The sequence below is a fragment of the Acidovorax sp. FW305-C-20-28 genome (assembly GCF_058783375.1).
In genome coordinates this window covers 32,299-43,185 of the sequence record NZ_JBYSYM010000041.1, presented here as the reverse complement: position 1 = coordinate 43,185, position 10,887 = coordinate 32,299, and the positions used below count along the sequence as shown (strand labels likewise).

The window sequence follows — 10,887 nt, the reverse complement described above, 5'->3', positions numbered from 1 at the left end:
TTTCTTTTGGGTACTTTTCTTTGGCGAAGCAAAGAACAAGTACCTCGGCCGCCGGGCCGAGACCCGGCTCCCGCCCGTAACACGAGCAAGCAGCAACCACGACCACCGGCAGAGCAGAGAAATGCAAATCGAATCCCCCCCTATCCTCCGCGACACCCCCAAACCCCAAGGCGAACGCCGGGGGCTTGTGCTCGTCCACACCGGCACCGGCAAAGGCAAAAGCACCGCCGCCTTCGGCCTCGCCATCCGAGCGCATGGAAGAGGCAAAACCGTCAAGATCTACCAGTTCATGAAGGTCCCCACGGCGAGGTTCGGCGAACACCGCCTGTTCGAACAACTGGGCATCCCCATCGAAGGTCTGGGCGATGGCTTCAGCTGGAAGAGCCGCGACCTCGACCACTCCGCCCAACTGGCCCTGGACGGCTGGACCAAGGCCGAGGCCACCATCCGCGCGGGCGAGCACTTCCTCGTCGTGCTCGACGAGATCATGTACCCGTTGCGCTATGGCTGGATCCCGCTGGAGACCATCCTCACCTGCCTGCGCGAACGCCCGCCGCACGTGCACGTGGTGCTCACCGGCCGCAATGCCCCGGCCGAGCTGATCGAGCTGGCCGACACCGTGACCGAGATGACGCTCGTCAAGCACCACTTCAAGGCCGGTGTGCCTGCCCAGCGCGGCATCGAGGACTGATGGGCAGCCCCTCCGTTTCCCTTCCGCTGGCAACCCGCAGCCGCCTGCACCCCACGGTGCCGGCGCTGGCCGTGCTCGGCCTGCTGGGCGGCCTGGCTGCGCCGATCGCGCAGGCGCAGCAACAGCACCGCATCGTCACCCTGTCCCCGTCGCTGACCGAGGCCGTCTGCGCCCTGGGCCACTGCGCGGAGCTGGTGGGTACCGACCGCTATTCGAGCTGGCCCGGCACCGTAGCCAAACTGCCCAAGGTGGGTGGCCTGCAGGACGCGCAGATCGAGCGCATCGTGGCCCTGCGGCCCGACATGGTGCTGTTGGGCCCGCGCAGCCGCGCAGGCGAGCGCCTGGCCGCCCTGGGCGTGCCGGTGCAGGTGTTCGATGCGCGCACCCATGCCGACCTCAAGCGCATGCTGCTCAGCGTGGGCCAGTCGCTGGGCGAGTCGGCGCGCGCGGCCGAACTGGTGGCGCGCATCGAGCGCGAGCTCGACGCCGCGGCGCGCCGCATGCCGGCGCACCTGCGCGGGCGCAGCGTGTACGTCGAGGTGGGCGTCGGCCCCACGGCGGCCAGTGCGGCCAGCTTCATCGGCGAAACCATCGCGCGCCTGGGCCTGGTGAACATCGTGCCAGGGGACATGGGGCTGTTCCCGCGCGTCAGCTCCGAGATGGTGGTGCGCGGTGCGCCCGACCTGGTCATCGGCCCGGCGGCCTCGCTCATGAACCTGGCCGAGCGGCCCGGCTGGTCCGGCATGAAGGCGCTGCGCCAGCACCAGGTCTGTCAGCTCGATGCCGAGCGCATGGACCTGCTCTCGCGCCCCGGTCCGCGCCTGGGCGAGGCGGCGCACATGCTGGTCGATTGCCTCACCGGCCTTCCTCAAGTGCTGCGCTGAACCGCAGTTCTTTCACACCGATTTTTCCGACTGGAGATTCCTTCCATGCAAGTGAACAAGATTCCCGCCACCATCGTCACCGGCTTCCTGGGCAGCGGCAAGACCACGCTGCTGCGCCACCTGCTGACCAACGCACAGGGCAAGCGCATTGCGGTCATCGTCAACGAGTTCGGCGAGCTCGGCATCGACGGCGAGCTGCTGCGCAGCTGCGGCATTGGCTGCGACGAAAACGGCGAAGAGAACGGCCAACTGTTCGAGCTGGCCAACGGCTGCCTGTGCTGCACCGTGCAGGAAGAATTCGCTCCCGTGATGGAGCAGCTGGCCGCGCGCCGCGACCAGATCGACCACCTGGTCATCGAGACCTCGGGCCTGGCGCTGCCCAAGCCGCTGGTGCAGGCCTTCCAGTGGCCCGCGCTGCGCAATGTGTTCACGGTGGACTCGGTGATCACCGTGGTGGACGCCCCCGCCGTGGCCGCCGGCCAGTTCGCCGATGACCCGGTGGCCGTGGACGCCCAGCGCCGCGCCGACGAGAACCTGGACCACGAATCGCCCCTGCACGAGTTGTTCGAGGACCAGCTCGCCACCGCCGACCTGGTGGTGCTGCACAAGACCGATGGCCTCGATGCCGAGGCCCTGGCCAAGGTGGAAGAGATCGTGCGCGGCGAGACCCTGCCCGGCGTGAAGTTCGTGCACGCCCAGCATGGCCGCATCGACCCCGGTGTGCTGCTGGGCCTGGGCAACGCGGTGGAAGACGTGATCGACGCGCGCAAGACCCACCACGACGAGGAAGAGGACCACGACCACGACGAATTCGAGTCGGTCCAGATCACGCTCGACGTGACCGACCGCCAGCGCCTGGTCGATGCCCTGGTCGCCCTGGTGCAGCGCCACGAGATCTACCGCATCAAGGGCTTTGTGGCCCTGCCGGGCGCGGCCATGCGCCTGGTGGTGCAGGGCGTGGGCCAGCGCTTCGACAGCCACTTCGACCGCGCCTGGCGTGCCGGCGACACCCGCACCACGCGCCTGGTGGTGATCGGCGACCACCTGGATGCCGCGGCCCTGCAGGCCGAGGTGCAGTCGGCGCTGTCGGCAGTCGCCGCCTGAGGTCCGCCGCATGCATCTGTTGTCCACACGCCCCGGTGGCTACGTCGAAGACGGGGGCCAGGGTCTGGTGCGCGTGGAGCAGACGCCGGGCGACGTCGTCGTCCTGAGCGCGGCCGACACCACGCTGTCGCTGCTGTCCGATGCGGCGGCCAGCCTGGGGGAGGGTTTCCCGCGCGTGCGCCTGGCCAACCTGATGTGGCTGCGCCAGCCCGCGTCTACCGACCTGTACGTGGACGATGTGCTGCGCCATGCGCGCGTGGTCGTCATCGACCACCTGGGCAGCCCGAGCGACTGGGCCTATGTGGTGGAGCAGGCCCAGGCCCTGGCGGCACGCTATGGCCAGTGGCTGGCCCTGTTCTCGGGCGACAACGTGGAAGACCCGCAACTGCTGATGCGCAGCACCGCCAGCCCGGCCGAATGCCACCAGCTGTGGCGCTGCCTGCGCGAGGGCGGGCGCGAGAATGCGCTGGCGTTCTTTGCGCTGATCGGCCATGCGGCCTTCGGCATCGGCCCACGCCCGCCCGCACCGCGGCCATTGCCGCCGGCGATGCCTTACATCCCCGCGCAGGCCGCGCCCTGGATGCCCGGTGCGCCGGTGGCAATGCTGGTGTTCTACCGCGCGCACCTGCAGGCAGGCAATACGGCGGTGTTCGATGCCGTGCAGGCAGCGCTGGCCGAGGCCGGGCTCAACACATTGGCTGTGGCGGTCGATTCGCTCAAGAACCCCGAAAGCCTGGCCACGCTGCAGGCCCTGGCCGCAGAGCAGGGCGTGGCCGTGGTGCTCAATGCCACGAGCTTTGCCGTGGCCTCCATCGATGGCAGCGAAGAGGCCCCGTCGGTGGCCCTGGCCGGCGATGCCCCCGTGCTGCAGCTCATCACCGCCGGCTGCTCGCAGGAGCAATGGCAGGACGACCCGCATGGCCTGGCGCCGCGCGACCTGGCCATGCAGGTGGTGTTGCCCGAGGTGGACGGGCGCATCGGCGCGCGCGCCATCAGCTTCAAGGGCCTGGCCTGGCGCTGCGAGCGCACCGAGGTCGATGTGGTGCGCTACCAGCCCGATCCCGAACGCATCGCCTTCGTGGCCGAGCTCGCGCGCCGCTGGTGCGCGCTGCGCAGCAAGCCACCGGTGGGCAAGCGCGTGGCCCTGGTGCTGGCCAACTACCCCAACGACGATGCGCGCCTGGCCAATGGCGTGGGCCTCGATACGCCAGCTTCGACGGTACTCATCCTGCAGGCCCTGCGCGATGCGGGCTACACCACCGGCGAGCTGCCTGCCAGCGGCGACGCGCTGATCGCCCAACTGGTGGACGGCGTCACCAACAACCTCGATGCCAACCCCGACCGTCCCGCGGGCCAGAGCCTGGCGATGGACGACTACCTGGCCGACTTTGCCGCGCTGTCTGCCGACAACCAGGCGGCGGTGAACGCGCTGTGGGGCCCGCCCGGTGCAGACCCCATGGTGCGCAGCGGCCGCTTCATGGTGCCTGGCGTGCGCCTGGGCCATGTCTTCGTGGGCATACAGCCTGCGCGCGGGCGCGACCTGGACCTGGTGGCCACCTACCACGATGCCGACCTGGTACCTACCCATGGCTACCTGGCCTTCTACTTCTGGCTGCGCCGCGTGTTCGCGGTGGATGCCGTGGTGCATGTGGGCAAGCACGGCAACCTCGAATGGCTGCCGGGCAAGAGCGTGGCGCTGGGCGCCGACTGCTGGCCCGATGCCATCCTGGGCCCGCTGCCGCACCTGTACCCCTTCATCGTCAACGACCCGGGCGAGGGCAGCCAGGCCAAGCGGCGCACGCAGGCCGTCATCATCGACCACCTGATGCCCGCGCTCACACGCGCCGAGACCTACGGCCCGCTGCAGCAGCTCGAACGCTCGATGGACGAGTACTACGAGGCCCTGTCGCTGGACCCGCGCCGCGCCCGGCTGCTGCGCCAGGGCATCCTCGACCAGGTGCTGCAGCACGGCCTGCACCAGGAGCTGGGCTTTGCCCCGCCGGCCGACGACGCCGGGCGCGAGGCGCTGCTGCAGCGGCTGGATGCCTACCTCTGCGAGATCAAGGAGTCGCAGATCCGCGATGGTCTGCATATCCTGGGCCGCTCGCCCGAGGGGCGCCAGCGCACCGACACGCTGGTAGCGCTGGCGCGCTTCCCCGGGGGCGTGGCGCCAGGGCAGGGCAGCCTGCTGGTGGCGCTGGCGCAGGACATGGGCCTGGTGGACTTCGACCCCCTCAACCCCGAATGGGCCGCGCCTTGGACGGGCCCGCGCCCCGCCGCGCTGCAGGCCCTGGGCGACGAGCCCTGGCGCCACACGGGCCACACGCGCGAGCGGCTGGAGCAACTGGCCGCGCAGTGCGTGGAGCGCCACCTGCTCGCCGACGCCGCTCCCCTCGACGCGGCGCAGTGGCCGCAGGCCGCCGAGGTGCTGGCGCGCATGCGCACGGTGCTCGCGCCCCGGCTCGATGCCTGCGGCCCGAGCGAGATGGGCCAGCTGCTGCGCGGCCTGGCGGGCCGATTCGTATCCCCGGGGCCGAGCGGTGCGCCCTCGCGCGGGCGGCCCGATGTGTTGCCCACGGGCCGCAACTTCTACTCGGTGGACACACGTGCCGTGCCCACACCCACGGCCTATGGCATGGGCGCGCTGGCGGCCGACCGCGTGGTGGAACGCCATCTGCAGGACCATGGCAGTTTTCCCACGGCAGTGGGCCTGTCCGTCTGGGGCACCAGCACCATGCGCACGGGCGGTGAAGACATCGGCCAGGCCTTTGCCCTGCTGGGCGTGCGCCCGAAATGGGCACCCGGCAGCCACCGCGTGGTGGACGTCGAGGTGCTGCCCATGGCGATCCGCAACCGCCCGCGCATCGACGTGACCTTGCGCGTCTCGGGCTTCTTCCGCGACGCCTTCCCGGGCGTGATCGACCTGTTCGATGCCGCCGTGCGTGCGGTCGCGGCCATCTCGCCCGAGGATGAGCCCGACGAGGTGAACCCGATCCGCGTGCGTGTGCAACGCGAGGCTGCCGAGGCCCAGGCCAAGGGCATGGATGCGCAGGAGGCCGAGCGCCGTGCCACCTGGCGCGTGTTCGGCCCGCGCCCGGGCGGCTATGGCGCCGGCCTGCAGGAGGTGATGGCCAGCGGCCGTTGGAGCACGGCCGACGACCTGGCCCAGGCCTATCTGCGTGCGGGGGCCTTTGCCTACGGCCAGGGCCAGCATGGCGAGGCGGCGCGCGCGGCCTTCGAGCAGCGCCTGGCGGCGGTGGACGCGGTGCTGCACAACCAGGACAACCGCGAGCACGACATCCTCGACTCCGACGACTACTACCAGTTCCAGGGCGGCATGGCCGCGGCCGTGCAGCAACTGGCCGGAGCGCCCGCAGCGCTGTACCACGGCGACTTCAGCGTGCCCGGTGCGCCGCGCATCCGCACGCTCGGTGAAGAGCTGGCGCGCGTGGTGCGCTCGCGCGCGGTCAACCCCAAGTGGATCGATGGCGTGAAACGCCACGGCTACAAGGGCGCGTTCGAGATCGCGGCCACGGTGGACTATTTGTTCGCCTTCGACGCCACCACGGGCGTGGTCGCCGACCACCAGTACGCGCTGGTGGCCGATGCCTACCTGCACGACGACGACACGCGCGCCTTTCTGCAGCAACACAACCCACTGGCCCTGCGCAGCGTGGGCGAGCGCCTGCTCGAAGCCATGCAGCGCGGCCTGTGGGCCGAGCCCGGTGAGCACCGCGAGCGCATCGAGCAGCACCTGCTGGCGCTCGAACACCGCCTGGAGACCCAAGGCGAAGGACCTCTGACATGACGACGACCATTTCTCTGGCCCCCGTGCCTTCCATCGTGTTCCCCTTCACCGCCTTGGTCGGCCACGACACGCTGCAACTGGCGCTGCTGCTGGCCGCTGTCGACCCCGGCATGGGCGGCGTGCTGATCAGCGGACCGCGCGGCACGGCCAAGTCCACCTCGGCGCGGGCGCTCGCCGCACTGTTGCCCGATGCTCCCTTCATCACCTTGCCGCTGGCCGCCAGCCTGGAGCAATTGGTGGGTACGCTCAGCCTCGAAGACGTGCTGCGCGACGGCCAGGTGCGCCTGGCGCCCGGCCTGGTGGCACGCGCGCATGGCGGTGTTCTCTATGTGGACGAGGTCAACCTGCTGCCCGATGCGCTGGTGGATGCGCTGCTCGACGTGGCCGCCAGCGGCGTGAACACCGTGGCGCGCGACGGTGTGTCGCACCAGCATGCGGCGCGCTTCGTGCTGGTGGGCACCATGAACCCCGAAGAGGGCGAACTGCGGCCGCAGCTGCTGGACCGCTTTGGCCTGTCGGTGGCGCTGGCCAACCCCACGGACCCTGCCGTGCGCCAGGCCATCGTGCGCGCGCGCCTGGCCTTCGAGATGGACCCAGAGGCCATGGTGGCGCAGCATGCCGCCGCGCAGGCCGGGCTGGCGGAATCGGTGGCGCGCGCCCGCGGGGCCCTGGCGGTTCTGGCGTGGACTGACGAGGTGGTGCAGTACGCCGCCCAGCGGGCGCTGGAGGCGGGTGTCGACGGCATTCGCGCCGACCTCGTGATGCTGCGCGCGGCGCGTGCGCTGGCCGCGCTGGAGCAACGCGGCAGCGTGCGCGTGCAGGATGTGGACGCTGTGGCCGAACTGGCGCTGGCGCACCGCCGCACCGAGAACGCCGCGGCGGGCTCGGTACCCCCTTCGGCCGCAGCGCAACCACCGTCGTCCGCCCGCAGCCCGGCACCCGCAGGTGGGCAGGGCGCTGCAGCATCGGGCCAGAATGCGCCCGAGGGCGACTGGGGTGCCTTGCCACCCGAGCCGCAGGCCATGGCGCGGGTGCGCAGCACGGGGGCATGGCCGCCAAAAAAAGCCTGAGCCACCCCGGCCCGCGCATTCCTGGTCCATCCACCAAGGCAAGCGCAGGCTGGCGGTGGCAAGCCCCCCGCAACGCCTGGCTGCGCACACCGCAGCCCGTGGCCCGGCCCGCCGATGACCAAGGCCTGGGCATCGACTGGCTGCGCACGCTGGCGGCCAAGGGCCCGGCGCGCCTGCAGGCGGCGCATGTGCGGCGCCGGCCCGCCAGTGCCGTGCAGCCCTGCCTGCACCTGATCGCGCTGGACACCTCGGGCTCCATGCGCCAGGGCGGGCGACTGGCCTGGGCCAAGGGTTATGCGGCGCGGCTGATCGAGCAGGCCGCACGGGCGGGGGACGAGGTGGCGCTTTTGTGCTTTGGTGGTCAGGGGGTGGAGCTGCTGCTGCCCCCGGGCCCCGCGCGCACGGCCGGTACGGCCCGTGTGCGGCCCCTGGGTGGCGGTGGGGGCACACCATTGGTGGCGGGTCTGGCCGAGGCCGAGCGCCTGCTGCGCACCGCACGGCGCCAGCGCGGCGCAGGCGCACGCTCGTGCCTGTGGCTGCTGACCGATGGCCGCACCTTGGAGCAGCCTGCTGCGCCGGCCGCGGCGACGCAGGTCGTGCTGGTGGACTTCGACGATCCGCTGCGCCCTGTGGGCCGTTGCGCGGCCTGGGCGGCGCGCTGGCAGGCTGAGCACCGTCTGCCCGAACCCCTTTCTTCCTGAAAAGAACAACGAGCCTTTCCCGATGTCCGACTCCATGACCACCGATGTGATCGTCTGCACCACCTGCCGCCCAGCCGGCGCTTCGCGCGAGCTGCCAGCCGATGGCGAGCTGTTGTTCGAGGCCGTGCAGATGGCCCAACTGGGTGACGATGCCAGCGCCTGGGCCCAGGTGCGCGTGCGCGGCGTGGCCTGCCTGAGCAGCTGCGGGCGTGCTTGCTCCGTGGCCTTCCAGGCGCCGGGCAAATACACCTTTGTGTTTGGCGACCTGAAGCCCGATGAAGAGACCGCCCGCCACGTGCTGGAGTGCGGCGCCATGCACGCGCGTGCCAGCGACGGCATGCTCCAGCGCAACGAACGGCCCGCGCGCCTCAAGAGCGGCATCGTGGCCCGGCTGCCGCCCTTGGGTGCGAACCCTACGGGCTGATCCAGGAACGCATCTGTCCCTCGTTCTCGCGTTTTCCTGTTTCTGCCTTTTGGAGTTTCCTTTCCCATGCACCGACATCTCACCCCCTTGTCCCTGGCCTTGCTGGCCTGCATCGCGCAAACGGCAGCCCATGCCCAGTCCACCACCGCCCAGTTGCCCGCCGTGCAGGTCACGGACACCCAGACTGCGTCTGGCAGCACCCTGTCGCTCGATGCTCCCAGCGCCACGGGCTCGCGCCTGGGCCTCACGGCGCGTGAAACCCCGGCCAGCGTGAGCAGTCTGGGCGCGGCCGACATCGCCGAGCGCAGCCTCACGCGCGCGCAGGACGTGGCCGTGCGCATGCCCGGCATTACCGAGGCGCCAGCCCCCGGCAACGGCGGCACCAGCCTGGTGGCGCGCGGCTTTGCCGGCCACAACTCGGTGGCACAGATGGTGGACGGTACGCGCCTCATCGTCGCCTCGGGCACCATCACCTACCCGTTCTCGACCTGGCCCATGGAGTCGGTCGAGGTGCTGCGCGGCCCGGCCTCGGTGCTGTACGGCGACGGCGCCATCGGTGCGGCCGTGAACTATGTGAGCAAGCGCCCCAGCTTCGACACCGCGCAGCGCGAGGCCTTCTTCTCCGTGGGCTCCTACGGCACGGCGCAGGGCGGCGTGGGCCTGCGCGGCCCCATCAACGATGTGCTGGCCTACTCGGTCTACCTCGACGCGGAAAAGAGCGATGGCTACCGCGCCCTCATGGACACGCAGCGCCACAACTACGCGCTGGCCCTGGCCGTGCGCCCGAGCCGCGATCTGAACATCACCCTCTCGGCCGATGGCGGCGTGAACGACGATGCACGCTACTTCGGCACGCCACTGCGCAATGGCGTGCTCGATGAACGCCTGCGCCGCACCAACTTCAACGTGGCCGATGCGGTGGTGAAGTACGATGACCGCGTCTGGCGCGCCAAGGTCGACTGGCAAGCCGCCGCCGGTGTGCGCCTGCGCAACGAGACCTACCACCTGACGACCGACCGCCACTGGCGCAATGCCGAAGCCTATGCCTTCAACGCCGCTGGCACGGCCGTGAACCGCAGCGATTACCTGGAGATCCTGCACGACCAGGAGCAGACCGGCAACCGCTTCGACGCGGCCTTCAACGGCCACCTGGGCGGCATGAAGAACCGTTTCATCGTGGGCCTGGACTGGTACCGCACCAAGCTCGTGCACACCAACAATTCGCCCTATGGCGGCGCGAGCACGGTGGACCCGTTCAACTTTGCGCCCGGCGGTTTCATCAGCCCCGTGCCCACCATTCCTGGCCGGGCGTCGGAGCTCAAGACCACGGCCTTGTTCGCCGAGAACGTGCTCGACCTCTCCAGGGAGTGGAAGCTGGTCGCCGGCCTGCGCAGCGACCACATGGAGCTCGACACCACCGACCTGCGCGGCGGCGTGCGCATGCTCAAGAAATACTCGCCCGTCACCGGCCGCCTGGGCGCCGTGTGGTCGCCCAGCGAGGCACTGTCGCTCTACGGCCAGTTCGGCACCGGCACCGATCCGCTGTCGGGTGCGCTCTCGCTGCCCGGTGGCGGCAACACTTTCGATCTGACCCGCGGCCGCCAGGTGGAAGTCGGCGCCAAGGGCGCCGTGCCCGCCCTGCGCGGCGAGTGGACGGTGGCGCTGTACAAGATCGAAAAGCGCAACCTGCTCTCGCGCGATGCCAGCAACCCCACCATCACGCAGCAGATCGGCCAGCAGTCCTCCACCGGCATCGAGCTGGCCTTTGCGGCCGAGCCCCTGCGCGGCTGGACCATCGATGCCAACGCCGCCTTCCTGCGTGCGCGCTACGATGACTTCAAGGAACTGGTCTCGGGCGCCCTGGTGTCGCGCGACGGCATGACGCCCACCGGCGTGCCCGAGCGCACGGCCAGCATCTGGACCGCGTACCGCTTCCTGCCGCAATGGCAGGCCGGCTTCGGTGCGCGCTATGTGGGTGAGCGCCAGGGCAACACGGCCAACACCACGAAGCTGCCGTCGTATGCGGTGTTCGATGCCTCGCTGGCGTATGACTACTCGCGCCACCTCAAGCTCGGCCTGTCGGTGAAGAACCTGGCCAGCCGCGACTACGCGCTCGCCGGCACGGCCAACACCCGCTGGCTGCTGGGCGCGCCGCGCACGGTGCAGCTCACGGCCCGCGCCACGTTCTGAGCCGGTTGGAGCGAC

General features: G+C 70.5%; 9 protein-coding genes. 8 read left to right on the top strand and 1 reads right to left on the bottom strand.

Going from position 1 to position 10,887, the window contains the following annotated elements; all coding sequences use genetic code 11:
• A partial coding sequence (locus AC3WOH_RS30875) for a hypothetical protein (protein WP_492233127.1) occupies positions 1-256 on the bottom strand: 256 nt, incomplete at its 3' end.
• Here AC3WOH_RS30875 and cobO point away from each other — a divergent pair.
• The 8 genes from cobO (at position 143) to AC3WOH_RS30835 (ending at position 10,872) form a co-directional block, all read left to right on the top strand.
• The gene (cobO, locus tag AC3WOH_RS30870; protein WP_492233126.1) at positions 143-691 is read left to right on the top strand and encodes a cob(I)yrinic acid a,c-diamide adenosyltransferase; all 549 of its coding nucleotides are present in this window, start codon (positions 143-145) and stop codon (positions 689-691) included. The genes AC3WOH_RS30875 and cobO overlap by 114 nt on opposite strands.
• Complete coding sequence (locus AC3WOH_RS30865) at positions 691-1,575, top strand: ABC transporter substrate-binding protein (RefSeq protein ID WP_492233124.1); 885 nt, start codon at positions 691-693, stop codon at positions 1,573-1,575. Before cobO ends, AC3WOH_RS30865 begins: the two co-directional genes overlap by 1 nt.
• A gap of 45 nt (positions 1,576-1,620) precedes the next feature.
• Positions 1,621-2,679, top strand: a complete 1,059-nt coding sequence (gene cobW, locus AC3WOH_RS30860) for a cobalamin biosynthesis protein CobW (RefSeq protein WP_492233123.1) — start codon at positions 1,621-1,623, stop codon at positions 2,677-2,679.
• A 10-nt stretch (positions 2,680-2,689) separates the two neighbouring features.
• Complete coding sequence (gene cobN, locus AC3WOH_RS30855; RefSeq protein WP_492233122.1) at positions 2,690-6,487, top strand: cobaltochelatase subunit CobN; 3,798 nt, start codon at positions 2,690-2,692, stop codon at positions 6,485-6,487.
• On the top strand, positions 6,484-7,557 hold the full coding sequence (locus tag AC3WOH_RS30850) for a magnesium chelatase ATPase subunit I (protein WP_492233121.1): 1,074 nt from the start codon (positions 6,484-6,486) through the stop codon (positions 7,555-7,557). The genes cobN and AC3WOH_RS30850 overlap by 4 nt, the downstream gene beginning before the upstream one ends.
• The gene (locus tag AC3WOH_RS30845; protein WP_492233120.1) at positions 7,536-8,258 is read left to right on the top strand and encodes a vWA domain-containing protein; all 723 of its coding nucleotides are present in this window, start codon (positions 7,536-7,538) and stop codon (positions 8,256-8,258) included. The genes AC3WOH_RS30850 and AC3WOH_RS30845 overlap by 22 nt, the downstream gene beginning before the upstream one ends.
• A gap of 22 nt (positions 8,259-8,280) precedes the next feature.
• Entirely contained in the window at positions 8,281-8,682 is a 402-nt protein-coding gene (locus AC3WOH_RS30840) for a DUF1636 family protein (protein ID WP_492233119.1), read from the top strand.
• 66 nt (positions 8,683-8,748) lie between these two features.
• Positions 8,749-10,872, top strand: a complete 2,124-nt coding sequence (locus AC3WOH_RS30835; RefSeq protein ID WP_492233118.1) for a TonB-dependent receptor — start codon at positions 8,749-8,751, stop codon at positions 10,870-10,872.
• The last annotated feature ends 15 nt before the right edge of the window (positions 10,873-10,887 follow it).

Bases quoted from the DNA above. Each gene is read 5' to 3' on its own strand.
- AC3WOH_RS30865 (WP_492233124.1), top strand. From the start codon at position 691: ATGGGCAGCCCCTCCGTTTCCCTTCCGCTGGCAACCCGCAGCCGCCTG.
- cobW (WP_492233123.1), top strand. From the start codon at position 1,621: ATGCAAGTGAACAAGATTCCCGCCACCATCGTCACCGGCTTCCTGGGC.
- cobN (WP_492233122.1), top strand. From the start codon at position 2,690: ATGCATCTGTTGTCCACACGCCCCGGTGGCTACGTCGAAGACGGGGGC.
- AC3WOH_RS30850 (WP_492233121.1), top strand. From the start codon at position 6,484: ATGACGACGACCATTTCTCTGGCCCCCGTGCCTTCCATCGTGTTCCCC.
- AC3WOH_RS30845 (WP_492233120.1), top strand. From the start codon at position 7,536: ATGGCCGCCAAAAAAAGCCTGAGCCACCCCGGCCCGCGCATTCCTGGT.
- AC3WOH_RS30840 (WP_492233119.1), top strand. From the start codon at position 8,281: ATGTCCGACTCCATGACCACCGATGTGATCGTCTGCACCACCTGCCGC.
- AC3WOH_RS30835 (WP_492233118.1), top strand. From the start codon at position 8,749: ATGCACCGACATCTCACCCCCTTGTCCCTGGCCTTGCTGGCCTGCATC.